Source organism: Streptomyces sp. NPDC048411 (genome assembly GCF_040704695.1).
Classification (GTDB): domain Bacteria; phylum Actinomycetota; class Actinomycetes; order Streptomycetales; family Streptomycetaceae; genus Streptomyces.
This window is the reverse complement of the sequence record NZ_JBEZKL010000075.1, coordinates 1-14253: the sequence shown is the minus strand read 5'-3', so window position 1 is coordinate 14253 and position 14253 is coordinate 1. Positions and strand designations below refer to the sequence as shown.

Below are 14253 nucleotides of genomic sequence, written 5' to 3'. Positions count from 1 at the left end.
AATACCGGCACCACAACTCGTGGTGTCTGGCCACAGTTGAGCGTTGACCCGTTGCCAGAGCAAGCGAATTACTCCAGTCAGTATATAGAACGATCGATCTATATCCAGTCTCATAGTAGATAGACCGGTGGTTCTATCGGCAACCCCGTGTCAGAATTCGGTGTGACGACAACGAGACCGGGACCCCGCGAGCGGCTGCTGGAAGCGGCCCGTGACCTCACGTACACCCGTGGCGTGCACGTGGGGGTGGATGCGATCCTCAAGCAGGCCGGGGTCGCTCGCCGCTCGCTCTACCAGCACTTCGGCGGCAAGGACGGTCTGATCGCCGAACTCCTGCGCAGCTACCCGGGCGAGGCCGCCTACCGCCAGATGATGGACGACGCCGGTGATGATCCGCGCCAACGGATCCTCGCGGTCTTCGACGAGCTGGAGAACGTCACCCAGCGCCCGACCTTCCACGGCTGCCGCTACACGTCGGCGGAACTGGCCCTCACCGACCCCGGCCACCCCGCGCACGCGGAGGTCCGCGCCTTCAAGGACGGTCTGCACGAGCTGTTCACCAGCGAACTGACCCGCTACGGCCACCCGGCCCCGGAGTTCGGTGCCGATCAGCTCCTGGTCCTGATCGATGGCACCCTGGCCCACGCGGTGACCCGCCCGGACGCCCATCCGGCCCTGGCGGCGCGGGGAATGGCGGAGCTGCTGCTCGACGCGAGCGCCTGACTCGCGTGGGGGGCGGGGGCCTTGGCCGGAAGCCCGGCGGTCAGTGGCGTACGGATCCGGGCGGCGGTGGCCGGCGCGAACATGGCGACGGCCGTGCGACGACCGGCCGGACCCCCGATGCGCCTACTGAACTGCGTCAGAACGCACGGCTCTTGACACCCTTGACGAAGGCCATCCAGCCGGCCGCACCGAACATGAGCACCGGACCATCCGTGATCTTGCTGTCGCGCACGGGGACGAGGTCCGGAGCGCCGTCGGCCACCTCCACGCAGTTGCCGCCGTCCCCGTTGCTGTAGGAGGACTTACGCCAAGTTGCCGTGGTCAGATCAGCTGCGGTGGTCATCGGTCGCATAGTCCTTCGCCGCCGATTCGATCAGGGCCAGGGATGCCTCCGGCGACAGCGCGGCAGCCCTGGCCAGATCGTATGCGGAACCGAACTGGTCCACCACCGAAGTTTCCTCGATGAGTTGGCCGCCGTAAGCGCCTTCGGTATACACGGCAGGTGGGGCATCGGTGAAGCGCATCAGCGTGACTGAGGTGTCCAGGAACAGGGGCGCCCCGGCGGAGAACGGAAACACTTGAGCGATGAGGCGCGTACGTGACCGGGTCTGCTCGGCGAGGTGTGTGAGTTGCTCAGCCATGACGGCGGCTCCGCCCACCAGCACGCGGAGGGCGGCCTCGTGGACAATGACCCACAGGATGGGGGCCGTTGGGGAATCGAGCAGCTGTGCCCGATCCATCCGGGTCCTTACGTGACCCTCGACGACGGACGACGGACGACGTGGCGAATGGCTGAGCGGCCTGAGTCAGGGCCCGTGTGTACGCCTCGGTCTGCAGAAGTCCCGGCACCACCAAGGATGAATACTCCTCGATCGACTTGGCGCGCTCCTGGAGTTCCGCAGCATCGGCGAAGTAGCTTGCCACCTTGGACTTGCGGGCCAGCCGGCACAACCGCTCCAGATGCTCCCCGCTACCGAAGAGCTGATCGAAGATGCGGGACATGTCGATCTGCGGCCGCCGATTCGCCGACTCGAACTGCCCGATGTACGAGCCCGAGCAGAACACCCGCTCGCCCAACTGATCCTGGGACAACCCGGCGGCCTCGCGCAGGCGGCGCAATTCGGAGCCGTAGAAGGCTCGCGGGTTGGTGTACGGGTCCAGTTCCTTGGGTTGCGGCATGTGGCGGAATGTAGCCGGACACGAGGTCCTCGGACTCGGAAACCCGGTAGCGGCCACCCCATCGTGGACGGTCCGGAATGCAATCGTGGATCAGCGGGTTTACAACATTCGCAGCACGCGGCGCGAACAGTACAGAGAGCGGATGGCACCCATGGGCGAGTTGATCCTGATCCGGCACGGCGAGACCGAGTGGTCCCGGAACGGGCGGCACACGAGCCACACCGATCTGCCCCTGACCGACCTCGGCGAGCGTCAGGCCCGTGCTCTCGTGCCGCTGATCGCCGATCGGAAGATCGGGCTCACCCTGGTCAGCCCGGCCCTGCGCGCCCGGCGCACCGCCGAGCTCGCCGGCCTTGACTCGCCCCGTGTCACACCTGACCTGCGCGAGTGGGACTACGGCGGCTACGAGGGCGTGACCACCGTCGAGATCCACCGGACCCGGCCCTCGTGGAACCTGTGGACCGACGGCGTCACCCCCGGTCCCGCGGCGCACCCCGGGGAGACGCCGGCTGAGGTGGGCAGGCGCGCCGACCGCGTGCTCACCGAGGTCCGGACGGTCGCCGAACAGGTGGGGGACGCGGACATCGCTCTCGTTGCGCACTCCCACTTCCTGCGCGTGCTCACCGCCCGCTATCTGGGGCTGGCTCCGGCCGGGGGCACCATGTTCCAGCTCGCCACCGGGGCCGTCTCCCGGCTCGGCACCGAGCACGGGAAGCCCGTCATCACCGCCCTGAACCTGGCCCTGCCCGAGAGTCTCTTCCGCGCCGCCGTCCCGGAGTCGCCCGAGCAGGCCTGAGCAGGCCCACGCGGTTCAGTCCATCGCATCCGTCCCCATGTCGGCGCGCATCGCGTCCCGCACCCGGGTCAGTGCCTCCAGCACCTGGGCCGCATGCTGCTCGTACTCCGGCATTCCGTGGAGGAGACCCTCGGCGACCGCGTCGCGCAGGTCACGGACCCGTCGGAAGTACAGGAGCGCAGGTTCGACGACTGCTCGTGGTGCGAAGACCTCGAACTGATAGCGCAGTTCGTAGCAGTCCGTGAAGCAGGCGCGCGCGGCCCGGGAGCGCTCCTCGGCTGACCGGGACCTGTCCCGCGCGATCGACCAGAGCTCACTGCGCGCCTTGGCCAGAGCGGACAAGTAGGCGCTGTACAGATCCCGTCGGCTCGTCCGCCACTCCCGCCTGGTCTCCCGCAGATCCCGGCGGCGCTCGATCACCAGCGCCGAGCTGAGGGCGATGACCGCGCCTGCGACCGTGCTGACGACCGTTATCCAGCTCATCGCGGCAGCGTAGGAGGAGGGCAGGCCCCCTGAACAGACCCTCCTGCCGGATCCCGGCGTGCCGGTTCGGGGCTGGTGGCGGCACGTATATTCGGCTGGTACGACACGGCGATCAAGCCTGTGACGTGGGCTTGTGCGGCCCGGAGAACGAGCATGAACCAACAGCGAGGAGCAGGCCGATGACGACAACCGCTCGCCCGAGTGTGCAGCACGAGGACGATCGGGTGCGGGTCACCCGCTGGGACTTCGAGCCCGGGACGCGTACCGGCCGCCATGTCCATGCGTACGACTACGTGGTCGTGCCGGTCGTCGACGGTGTCATCAGTGCCTTCGCGCCCGACGGGTCGGTGACCGAGTCGCAGCTCCGGGCCGGTGAGTCGTACGCCCGCCCGGCCGGTGGCGAGCACGATGTCGTCAATACCGGCAGTGCCTGGCTGGCCTTCGTCGAGATCGAGCTCAAGGGGACCTCGGCTGCGGCCGTGTCGTCCTGAGCTCGAGCGCCATGGACCGCCGGGGACGCCGTCCCCGTACCTCTCCCCTTCTCGGCGGCCGGCCCGATCCGACGACCGACTTCGGCTGCACCGTGGGACGAAAGAACGGCCGGTACCTCACCCGAGGTACCGGCCGTTCAAAGGAGTGGTGAGGTCAGGAGATCAGCTCCACCTCCGCCAGCGTGCCCTCACCGACCGGCACCAGGCGATAGTGCGCGTACGTTCCCGCCGTGCCCACCGAGAACACCCGGGTCTGCTTGTCCCACGCGAACGACTGCCCGGACCGCTTGTCGAGGTCCTTCCATGTCGTGCCGTCCGCCGAGCCCTGCAGGACCCAGGCCGTCGGGGCCTTCGCCGCGGCGCCCGAGGTCAGCGTGTACTGGACCGCCCTCGTCGCCGACCCGACCGGGAGTTCCACCGCGCCGGTCACCGTCGCCGTCGTGGCCGACGTGTTGTCGAACAGCGCGCCTTCGCCCTTCAGTACGTCCTTCTTCGGCGACGGCACCTGGTCGTCCTTCGTGATCGACGTCGGGGCCGCGTCCTTGCCCGTGCCCCACGCCGACGGCTTGGCACCCATGTCGAACTCCAGGACACCGCCCTTGGCGAGCACCTCGTGCGGCAGCGACGTGGACGTCCACTTCTTGCCGTTGACCTTCAGCCCCTGCACGTAGATGTTCCGGGCGCTGTTCTTCGGGGCCTTGACCACGAGGTCGTGGCCGTTCTCCAGGTGGACGGTGGTCTTCGTGAAGAGCGGCGAGCCGATGGCGTACTCGCCACCGCCCATCACCAGGGGGTAGAAGCCGAGCGAGGAGAAGAGATACCAGGCCGACTGCTCGCCGTTGTCCTCGTCGCCGTGGTAGCCCTGGCCGATCTCGCTGCCCGTGTAGAGGCGGCCGAGGACCTCGCGGACCTTCTCCTGGGTCTTCCAGGGCTGCGACGCCGCGTCGTACATGTACGTGACGTGGTGCGCGACCTGGTTGCTGTGGCCGTACATGCCCATCCGTACGTCACGGGCCTCCGTCATCTCGTGGATGACACCGCCGTACGAGCCGACGAACTCGGGACCGGCCGTCTCCGGGGTGGAGAAGTACGTGTCGAGCTTCTTCGCCAGGCCGTCGCGGCCGCCGTACAGGTTGGCCAGACCGCGGCTGTCCTGCGGAGCCGTGAACGCGTAGCCCCAGCCGTTCGTCTCCGTGTAGTCGTAGCCCCAGATCCGCGGGTCGTACCTGTCGGAGGCGACCCGCCAGTCACCCTTGGCGGTCCTGCCCTGGAAGAAGCCCGCCTTGGAGTCGAACAGCTCGACATAGTCGCGGGCCCGGTTCAGGAAGTACTCCGACTCCTCCTTGTACCGCTCCTTCTTCGTCTTCTTGTAGAGCGCCTGGCCCATCTGCGCGAGGCCGTAGTCGTTGAGGTAGCCCTCCAGCGACCAGGACAGACCCTCGTGCGTCGACGTGTTCGCGTAGCCCGTGAACGGGGAGGTCGCCATCCCCTTCCGGCCGACACCCGACGTCGGCGGAACCACCGTGGCGTTCTTCAGGGCCGCCTCGTACGCCGCCTCGCCGTCGAACTTCACGCCCTTGACGTACGCGTCCGCGAACGCGACGTCCGACGAGGTGCCGGTCATCAGGTCGGCATAGCCGGGGGAGGACCAGCGGGAGATCCAGCCGCCGTCCTTGTACTGCTGGACGAAACCGTCGACCATCTCGCCGGCCTTGTCCGGCGTGAGGAAGGAGTACGCGGGCCACGTCGTCCGGTAGGTGTCCCAGAATCCGTTGTTGACGTACACCTTGCCGTCGACGATCTTCGCCCCCGTGTGGGTGGGGGTGTCCGGGCCGATCTGCGGCGAGAACGGGCTGGCGTACTGGTCCTTGCCGTCGACCCGCTCGAAGCCCGAGTTCGGGTAGAGGTACAGCCGGTACAGGCTGGAGTAGAGCGTCGTCAGCTGGTCGGCGTCCGCGCCCTCGACCTCCACCTTGCCCAGGATCTCGTCCCAGGCCCTTTGCGCCCGGTCCTCGACGCGGCCGAAGGAACGGGACGCGGGGATCTCGGCGGCGAGGTTCTGCTTCGCCTGGTCGATGCTGATCAGCGAGGTGGCCAGCCGCAGGTTGACCGTACGGTCCTTGCCGGCGTCGAAGCGGAGGTAGCCTGTCACGTCGTCACCGCCGCCGCCCTTGAGCTTGCCGCTCGCGGTGACCGGGGCGTCGAAGACGCCGTAGACGAAGAGCCGGGTGGCGCCGGTGGAGAGGCCGCTCTTCACGTCGGAGAAGCCGGTGAAGGAGCTGGTCCCCGGGTCGAGGGTGAGTCCGCCGTCGTTGGAGATGTTGTCGAAGACGACGGACGCGTCGTCACCGGGGTACGTGAAGCGCATCCGTGCCGCGTGGTCGGTCGGCGTCATCTCGGCCTTGAGGCCGTTCTCGAACGTCACACCGTAGTAGTGCGGCTTCGCGGTCTCGTTCTCGTGCTTGAACGGCAGCGCGCGCGCCGTGCGGGAGGCGTCCGGGGTGTCCTTGGCCACCGACGGCATCAGCTGGAACGTCTGCCGGTCGCCCATCCATGGGCTCGGCTCGTGGCTCGCGCTGAACGCCTGGAGCGTGGGCAGGTTGTCGGCGTTGTTGGCGCGCTGGTAGTCGTACAGCCAGCTCGTCGAAGCGGCGTTGGTGACGGGCGTCCAGAAGTTGAAGCCGTTCGGGACGGCGGTGGCGGGGAAGGTGTTCCCGCGTGAGAAGCCGCCGCTGGAGTTGGTGCCCCGTACCGTCGACGCGTAGTCGGACAGGTGTGCCCGGCGCTTCTCCGGGGCCTTCGGGGCGAGCTTGATGTCGTCGATCCAGCCCTGGAACTTCGCCGGGCCCTTGGGGGAGTCGTACGCCACCAGGATCCGGTCGACGGTCTTTCCGGCCGCGACCGTGCCGATGCGCGAGGCGACCTTGTTCCACTGGTTGACGTACAGCCGCTTGGCGTCGGCCTGGCCCTGCGGGTTCAGCGGACCGCCGTGGCTGTCGGTGGCACCCAGATCGCTCAAGTACGTGCCGTCGGTGAACGCGAGGTCGACCGCCACATGCGTGGCCGGGTACGAGAGGTCCGTCTCGCCCATCTGCGGATAGACGAGGTAGGAGAGCTCGGTGTCCCGGGTGACGGCCGCGTCGACGTCGAAGATCTTGTTGTACGAGTAGGCCCGGCCGTCTGCCTTGTGCGTGCCCGCGTAACGCAGGGCCTTCTTGCCCGTGAAGCCCGCGCCGGCCTTGGCCGTGGGGGAGCCGGACGGACCGCGGTCGATCTGGCTGCGCATCTCGGCGGGCGCCGGCGTGCTGGTGTTGCCGTTGGAGAACTGGACGTCGGCGAGCTGGGTGATGTTCGAGGCGCCGTTGTTCTTCGTGATGTCCAGACGGAAGTGCTGGTAGGCCGTGTCGGCCGTGATGCCGTACGACTTGGTCTGGAAGCGCTCGCTGAAGGACTGGTCGGTCCGGGAGTCGAGGTCCTTCCACGTCTTGCCGTCGGCGGAGCCCTGGAGCGTCCAGTTCCTCGGGTCGCGCTCGGCGTAGTCGTTGGCCGAAGTGAGCGCGTAGGTCACGACCTTGACCGGTTCGGCGAGATCGAACTCCAGCCAGGCAGTGGGCTCGAAGGTCAGCCACTTGGTGGCGGACTCCCCGTCGATGAGGTTCTCCTTCACCTCACCGCCGCCGGTGTTCTCATCACTGGCTCGGACCTCTGTGACCTTATCGGTGACATTGCCCGGTATTCCGGACGAGAATCCGCCATCGATGCCTGATGACCGCTTTTTTCCGTCAGGACCCTCTTCCACAGTGTTGCGCCAGTCCGGCTGCTTTTCGTCCGCCTCGAACGAGGAGGTGAACGTCTGGTCGGCTGTGGGTTTTTCACTCCTTTCGGGGGAATGCGCCGACTGGGCGGCGGCCGCCGTCGGGGCGGTCACGACCAGGACCAGTGAAGCCGCAATGAGTGCGGCTGTGCGGCTTTGTCTCTTGCGAGAACCATGTCGGGGCTGCATGCCGAGCCATTCCTCCCGAGGAAGTGCGCGTTGGACAACGTTGTCAGGCTGATGCGCAGGATCCAGTAGGGAGCCAAGTGGCTCGATGTGTCAAGGGTGTTGAGCACGAACCGTCGGGAGAATCGACCGTAATGCGGAAATCGTTACACCTGGGCGAGGGTGCGCGGGGCTCATGTATCCGCGAGGTCTCAACTCGGGAAAGACTGCCGCCCAAAGCTGCATTCGATCTTGCTCAGTTGGCTGCAAGTGGACTATACCTGTCGGCGTCTGTCCCGCCGTTTTCCGCGCGGGCGGACAAGGGGGCCGGGGGAACGGTCGAGGAGGTGCCATGGGGTGCATCCGTCGCTCGATCTCCCGAATCCCCCACTGCATCCGGCTAGCCTGCAAAATCAGCATGACCCAAGCGCAACTGACCGCGGTGGCGGGGCCCTTCGCCTGAGGCGAATTTCGACGGGCGACCGGTACACACCGCCTGAGTCCTGGAGAAGGCGAGGACTTGAGCATGGGATCCACCTCCGGCCACACGAATGAGGGCCTTGGCCGTCGCGACGTGATCAAGCGGTCTGCCGCACTCGGTCTGATCACCGTTCCGACCATGAGCTTCCTGTCGGCGTGTGCGAGTAGCGACAGCGGCACCGACGACTCGGTCAAGAAGGGCAAGACGAGCGCCAAGAACCCGCTCGGCGTCAACGAGACCGCTGCCCTCGACGTCGTCATCTTCGATGGCGGTTTCGGTCAGCAGTACGCGATCGACGCGGAGAAGAAGTACAACGAGGCCTTCCCGAAGGCCCCGAAGGTCAAGCACACCGCGACCCAGAAGATCCAGTCGCAGCTGCAGCCGCGCTTCAACGGCGGCACCCCGCCGGACCTGATCGACAACTCGGGCGCCGAGCAGATGGACATGGGTGTCCTCGTCGGCAAGAAGCAACTGCTCGACCTGACGCCGCTGATGGACGCCCCGTCCATCGACGACCCGAGCAAGAAGGTCCGCGACACGCTGCGTCCCGGTGTCCTGGAGATGGGCCAGTTCGACGGCGACCCGGTCTGGATCATGTACTACGCGTACACGGTCTACGGTGTCTGGTACTCGCAGACCGCGCTGGACAATCTCGACGCGCAGTACCCCGAGACCTGGGACGACATGCTCGCCCTCTGCGCGAAGGCGAAGAAGAAGGGCATCGCCGGCTGGACGTACGCCGGTAAGTACCCGTACTACCTGCCGTTCTCGCTCTACCCGTTCATCGCCAAGATCGGTGGCCGGGAGGTTCTCGACAAGATCGACAACCTGGAGCCGAACGCCTGGAAGGACCCCGCGGTCAAGGCGGCGTTCGAGGCGTACTACGAGCTGTACCAGAAGGGGTACGTCCTCAAGGGCACCCCGGGCATGACCCACATCCAGTCGCAGACCGAGTGGACCAAGGGCAAGGCGCTCTTCATCCCGAACGGTTCGTGGGTGGAGAACGAGGCGGCGCCCACCACGCCCAAGGACTTCAAGATGATGGTCTCGGCGCCGTCCAGCCTGGACGCGTCCGACAAGATGCCGTTCGGCACCATCTGGGCCTCCGGCGGTGAGCCCTTCGTCGTCCCGGCCAAGGCGAAGAACCCCGAGGGCGGCATGGAGCAGCTGCGCATCATGCTCTCCGAGGAGTCCTCGAAGAACTTCACCAAGCAGGTCAAGTCCCTCAGCGCCTTCAACGGTGGCACCGACGGTCTGACCCTGTCCACGGCCATGCAGGCCGGCGTCGACGCGCTGAAGAAGGCCGGCGACAACGTGGTGAACCCGCGTCTGCAGGACTGGTACGTGAAGCTCCAGAAGGAGCAGATCGGCGTCGCCGGCATCGGCGAGATGATGGCGGGCCGCGCGACCCCGGCGGAAGCCATCAAGAAGATCCAGGCCTTCGCGGACGCGGCGGCCAAGGACCAGTCCATCAAGCACTACAAGCACCAGTGAGCAACCGTCACCAGCGGCGGCACCCGCGGAAAGATCGGGGTCGGTAAACGATGCAGCACGGCAAGTACCGGTTCATTGTGGGGTTCTTGGCGGCCCCACTGGCGTTGTACGCGGTCTTCGTCATTTGGCCGTTCATCCAGTCCATCTACTACTCCTTCACGGACTGGACCGGCCTGAGCCCGGACTTCAAGATGGTCGGCTTCGACAACTACACCAGGATGCTGAAGGACGACATTTTCTGGAAGTCCCTGCAGCACAGCGTGTTGCTTGTGCTGCTGCTGCCGCTGGTGACGCTGGGCCTCGCGCTTTTCTTCGCCTTCATGCTCAATGTCGGCGGCCGGCGGCGGAAGAACGCCACGGTCGCCGGCGTGCGGGGCTCGGGCTTCTACAAGATCGCGTACTTCTTCCCGCAGGTGCTCTCGATCGTGATCGTCGCCCTGCTCTTCCAGTTCGCGTTCAACCCCAGTGACGGGATGCTGAATTCGACCCTGAAGGGCATCGGTCTCGGCTCCATCCAGCCGGACTGGCTGGGCGATCCGAGCCTCGCGCTCATCTGCGTCATGTCGGTGCTGGTCTGGTCGACGGTCGGATTCTTCGTCGTCCTGTTCTCCGCCGGAATGGCGTCCATTCCGAAGGACTTCTACGAGGCGGCGCTCCTCGACGGCGCCAACCGCATCACGACGTTCTTCCGGATCACCCTGCCGCTGCTCTGGGACACCGTGCAGTCGGGCTGGGTCTACATGGGAATTCTGGCGCTCGGCGTGGAGGCGTTCACGGCCGTACAGGTCATGACCGTGGGTCCCGGCGGCCCCGACTACTCGACCACGGTCCTGCCGCTGTACGTGTACCAGACGGCCTTCCGTGACGGCCAGGCAGGATACGCAACAACGATCGGTGTCGGACTGCTCATCGTCACCATGGCCTTCGCGGCCATCGTGATGCGACTGGGCCGGCGCGAGCGGCTGGAGTTCTGATGAAGACCACTGACACCCCTCCCGCGCCTGCTGCGGACCGCGTGCCCGTGTCGCCGGTGACCGTGCCCGGTGGCAAGAAGGAGAAGAGCAGCGAGGGCTCCGTCCTCAATGTCTTCTCGCACGGTGTACTGATCATCTGGGCGATCCTGGTCGTCATGCCGCTGCTCTGGGCGGTGATGGCGTCCTTCAAGACGGACGACTCGATCCTGTCGACGCCGTGGGCGCTGCCCGACAAGCTGCACTTCGAGAACTGGTCGCGCGCCTGGAGCCAGGCGCACATGAGCGACTACTTCTTCAACACGATCATCGTGGTGGGCGGCTCGCTCATCGGCACCCTGCTGCTCGGTTCCATGGCGGCGTACGTACTGGCGCGGTTCGACTTCCCCGGTAACCGTTTCCTCTACTACCTGTTCATCGGCGGGATGAGCTTCCCGATCATCCTGGCGCTGGTCCCGCTGTTCTTCGTGATGAACAACATGGGCCTGCTGAACACGGTGCACGGACTGATCCTGGTCTACATCGCGTACTCGCTGCCGTTCACCGTCTTCTTCCTCACCTCGTTCTTCCGGACGCTGCCGACCTCGGTGGCCGAGGCGGCGATGCTCGACGGGGCGTCGCACACCCGGACGTTCTTCCAGGTGATGCTGCCGATGGCGAAGCCGGGCCTGATCAGCGTCGGCATCTTCAACTTCCTCGGGCAGTGGAACCAGTACATGCTGCCGACGGTGCTGAACACCGACCCGGATCACCGGGTGCTCTCCCAGGGCCTGGTCGAACTGGCCACCAGTCAGGGATACAAGGGGGACTGGTCCGGCCTCTTCGCCGGTCTGGTGATGGCGATGCTGCCGGTCCTCGCGGCCTACATCATCTTCCAGCGCCAGGTCGTCGCGGGCCTGACCGCGGGAGCCGTGAAGTAGCGGCCCGCTGAACACCGTAGAGACGGACGAACCGCCCGTCGGCCCTGTGCCGGCGGGCGGTTCGTCCGTTCTCTGTGTCCGCCCCTCGGGGCCTGCCCGCTCATCCGAGGCTCGGACTGCTCAAGGTCTTGACGGGGAGGACCCCAAAACGGTCAGCTTAGAGTTCACATGTTAGAGAAAACGGTAGGAGTGAGAGAGTCGATGGAGACTCCGGGGTCGCAGACATCTCTGCATCGCGCCAACCTTGAGCGGGTCGTGCGTGCCGTACGTATGGCGGGATCGCTCACCCAGGCGGAGATCGCCAGAAGCACGGGCCTCTCCGCGGCCACGGTCTCCAATATCGTTCGCGAACTGAAGGATGGCGGCACGGTCGAGGTGACCCCCACCTCGGCGGGCGGCCGCCGGGCCCGCAGCGTCTCCCTGAGCGGTGACGCGGGCATCGTGATCGGCGTCGACTTCGGACATACGCATCTGCGGGTGGCGGTCGGCAACCTTGCCCACCAGGTGCTCGCCGAGGAGTCCGAGCCGCTGGACGTGGACGCCTCGGCGGCGGAGGGCTTCGACCGGGCGGAACAGCTGGTCAAGCGGCTGATCGAGACGACCGGGATCGGCCCGGACAAGGTGATCGGAGTGGGCCTCGGCGTTCCCGGTCCGATCGATGTGGAGTCCGGCACGCTGGGCTCCACGTCGATCCTGCCGGGCTGGACGGGCATCAATCCGAGCGCGGAGCTCGCCGCACGGCTGGGCGTGCCGGTGTACGTCGACAACGACGCCAACCTCGGGGCGCTGGGAGAGCTCGTCTGGGGGAGCGGCCGGGGGGTCAAGGACCTCGCGTACATCAAGGTCGCAAGCGGTGTCGGCGCCGGTCTGGTGATCGACGGGCACATCTACCGGGGGCCGGGCGGCACAGCCGGCGAGATCGGCCACATCACGCTCGACGAATCGGGCCCCGTATGCCGCTGCGGCAACCGCGGGTGCCTGGAGACCTTCACCGCCGCGCGGTACGTGCTGCCCCTGCTCCAGCCCAGTCACGGGCCCGATCTCACGATGGAACGAGTGGTCAAGCTGGCCCGGGAGGGCGATCCGGGCTGCCGCCGGGTGATCGCGGACGTCGGGCGGCACATCGGCAGCGGCGTCGCCAATCTCTGCAACCTGCTCAACCCCAGCCGGGTGGTCCTCGGTGGCTCCCTCGCCGAGGCGGGGGAGTTGGTGCTCGGGCCGATCCGCGACTCGGTGTCGCGCTATGCCATCCCCAGCGCCGCCCGGCAGCTGTCCGTCCTTCCGGGGGCCCTCGGCGGCCGGGCCGAGGTGCTCGGTGCACTGGCTCTCGTGCTGAGTGAAATGGGGGATTCAACCCTTTTGGGGAGCGCCCTGCCCACGGGAACACCTGCCTTCACTTAGATAACGAATGGCACCGTTGTCATCTCGTTAAGGATTTACTCCTTGACGTTGACGTCGCAGCCGAGTTGACTTCCAGCCACCTCGGCCGCAACGTCGCGGCCTCGTCAGGGAGGCAAACCCAACAATGAAGGCAACGACGCGACGCATCGTCATAGGCACGGCCGCAGTTTCGATGGCCGTCTCCCTCGCCGCCTGTGGCAAGGCGGGCGACGACAAGGGCTCCGGCAGCGGTGGTGACAGCAAGACCATCGGTCTGCTCCTGCCGGAGAACAAGACCACGCGTTACGAGACGTTCGACCGCCCCATCATGGAGGCGAAGATCAAGGCGCTCTGCGCCGACTGCGAGGTCAAGTACAACAACGCCGCGCAGGACACCGAGACCCAGAAGAAGCAGTTCGACGCGCTGGTCACGCAGGGCGTGAAGGTCATCATCCTTGACTCCGTCGACTACAAGGCCACCAAGTCCTGGGTCCAGCAGGCGGAGAAGAAGGGCGTCAAGGTCGTTGCGTACGACCGCCTCGCCGAGGGCCCGATCTCCGCGTACGTGTCGTACGACAACGAGAAGATCGGCCGCCTGCAGGGCGAGGCCCTGGTCAAGGCGCTCGGCGCCAAGGCCAAGGACAGCAATGTCGTCATGATCAACGGCTCGCCGACCGACCCGAACGCCCCGTTCTTCAAGAAGGGCGCCCACAGCGTCCTGGACACGCAGGTCAAGAAGGTCGTCTACGAGCAGGACATCCCTGACTGGTCGCCGGACGAGGCCAACAAGAAGATGGGCGCGGCCATCGACTCCCTGGGCAAGAACGGCTTCCAGGCCGTCTACTCCGCGAACGACGGAATGGCCGGCGGCATCATCACGGCCCTCAAGAAGCAGGGCGTGAAGGTCCCGGTCGGCGGCCAGGACTCCGAGCTCGCCGGTCTGCAGCGCATCCTGCAGGGCGACCAGTCCTTCTCGATCTACAAGCAGATCAAGCCGGAGGCCGAGACCACCGCCGAGATCGCGGTCAAGCTCCTCAAGGGCGAGAAGTTCGACGGGCTGACCACCACCAAGGTCGACAGCCTCTCGGGCGAGTTCAAGGGCATCCCGTCGCGGCTGTACGACGCGTCGGTCGTGACCAAGGAGAACATCGCCTCCACGATCATCGCGGACAAGGTCTACAAGGCCGAGGAGATCTGCACCGCCGAGTACAAGGCGGCCTGCGACGCCGCCGGCATCAAGTAACCCCCGAGGGGAAGCCCCGGGCACCTCTGCCAGTCCGGCACCCGCCCCGTCAAAGCCCCGCAGGCGGGGGCGGGTGCCGGACTCCTTCCCAGGTCCGGTCGTCGGACCGCCGC

Annotated in this window: 13 protein-coding genes; 8 read left to right on the top strand and 5 right to left on the bottom strand. The window is 66.5% G+C overall.

Annotated features, from left to right (window positions below; genetic code table 11):
- The first annotated feature begins 162 nt into the window (after positions 1–162).
- Positions 163–723: a TetR/AcrR family transcriptional regulator gene (locus AB0915_RS24355; protein ID WP_366693088.1), complete on the top strand. Its 561-nt coding sequence runs from the start codon at positions 163–165 to the stop codon at positions 721–723.
- Positions 724–859: 136 nt separating this feature from the next.
- On the opposite strand, the gene AB0915_RS24350 is transcribed toward AB0915_RS24355, so the two are convergent.
- The 3 genes from AB0915_RS24350 to AB0915_RS24340 are packed head-to-tail and all read right to left on the bottom strand — an operon-like array spanning position 860 to position 1902.
- A complete protein-coding gene (locus AB0915_RS24350) occupies positions 860–1066 on the bottom strand; it encodes a DUF397 domain-containing protein (protein WP_366693087.1) in 207 nt (68 codons plus the stop codon).
- The gene (locus tag AB0915_RS24345; RefSeq protein WP_366693086.1) at positions 1050–1463 is read right to left on the bottom strand and encodes a DUF5753 domain-containing protein; all 414 of its coding nucleotides are present in this window, start codon (positions 1461–1463) and stop codon (positions 1050–1052) included. Before AB0915_RS24345 ends, AB0915_RS24350 begins: the two co-directional genes overlap by 17 nt.
- Positions 1357–1902, bottom strand: coding sequence for a Scr1 family TA system antitoxin-like transcriptional regulator (locus AB0915_RS24340; protein ID WP_366693085.1), 546 nt, complete (start codon positions 1900–1902; stop codon positions 1357–1359). Before AB0915_RS24340 ends, AB0915_RS24345 begins: the two co-directional genes overlap by 107 nt.
- A gap of 151 nt (positions 1903–2053) precedes the next feature.
- Between AB0915_RS24340 and AB0915_RS24335 the strand changes: the two genes are divergently transcribed.
- The gene (locus AB0915_RS24335; RefSeq protein ID WP_366693084.1) at positions 2054–2698 is read left to right on the top strand and encodes a histidine phosphatase family protein; all 645 of its coding nucleotides are present in this window, start codon (positions 2054–2056) and stop codon (positions 2696–2698) included.
- Between the two features lie 15 nt (positions 2699–2713).
- Here the strand turns inward: AB0915_RS24335 and AB0915_RS24330 are convergent, their stop codons facing one another.
- Positions 2714–3181: a hypothetical protein gene (locus AB0915_RS24330; protein WP_366693083.1), complete on the bottom strand. Its 468-nt coding sequence runs from the start codon at positions 3179–3181 to the stop codon at positions 2714–2716.
- A gap of 179 nt (positions 3182–3360) precedes the next feature.
- Here AB0915_RS24330 and AB0915_RS24325 point away from each other — a divergent pair, with 179 nt between their 5' ends.
- Positions 3361–3672 carry a cupin domain-containing protein gene (locus AB0915_RS24325; protein WP_366693082.1) on the top strand — a complete coding sequence of 104 codons (312 nt, stop codon included), beginning with the start codon at positions 3361–3363 and terminating at the stop codon, positions 3670–3672.
- Between the two features lie 154 nt (positions 3673–3826).
- Here AB0915_RS24325 and AB0915_RS24320 read toward each other — a convergent pair whose 3' ends face one another.
- On the bottom strand, positions 3827–7675 hold the full coding sequence (locus AB0915_RS24320; protein ID WP_366693081.1) for a GH92 family glycosyl hydrolase: 3849 nt from the start codon (positions 7673–7675) through the stop codon (positions 3827–3829).
- Positions 7676–8177: 502 nt separating this feature from the next.
- Between AB0915_RS24320 and ngcE the strand changes: the two genes are divergently transcribed.
- From ngcE to AB0915_RS24295, 5 genes are all read left to right on the top strand, one after another.
- A complete protein-coding gene (ngcE, locus tag AB0915_RS24315; RefSeq protein ID WP_366693080.1) occupies positions 8178–9626 on the top strand; it encodes an N-acetylglucosamine/diacetylchitobiose ABC transporter substrate-binding protein in 1449 nt (482 codons plus the stop codon).
- A gap of 50 nt (positions 9627–9676) precedes the next feature.
- Positions 9677–10600: a sugar ABC transporter permease gene (locus AB0915_RS24310; protein WP_366693079.1), complete on the top strand. Its 924-nt coding sequence runs from the start codon at positions 9677–9679 to the stop codon at positions 10598–10600.
- A complete protein-coding gene (locus AB0915_RS24305) occupies positions 10600–11517 on the top strand; it encodes a carbohydrate ABC transporter permease (RefSeq protein ID WP_366693078.1) in 918 nt (305 codons plus the stop codon). Before AB0915_RS24310 ends, AB0915_RS24305 begins: the two co-directional genes overlap by 1 nt.
- A gap of 201 nt (positions 11518–11718) precedes the next feature.
- Complete coding sequence (locus AB0915_RS24300; RefSeq protein ID WP_366693077.1) at positions 11719–12918, top strand: ROK family transcriptional regulator; 1200 nt, start codon at positions 11719–11721, stop codon at positions 12916–12918.
- Between the two features lie 124 nt (positions 12919–13042).
- Positions 13043–14140 (top strand): substrate-binding domain-containing protein, encoded by a 1098-nt coding sequence (locus tag AB0915_RS24295; RefSeq protein ID WP_366693076.1) that lies wholly within the window; start codon positions 13043–13045, stop codon positions 14138–14140.
- Positions 14141–14253 lie beyond the last annotated feature (113 nt).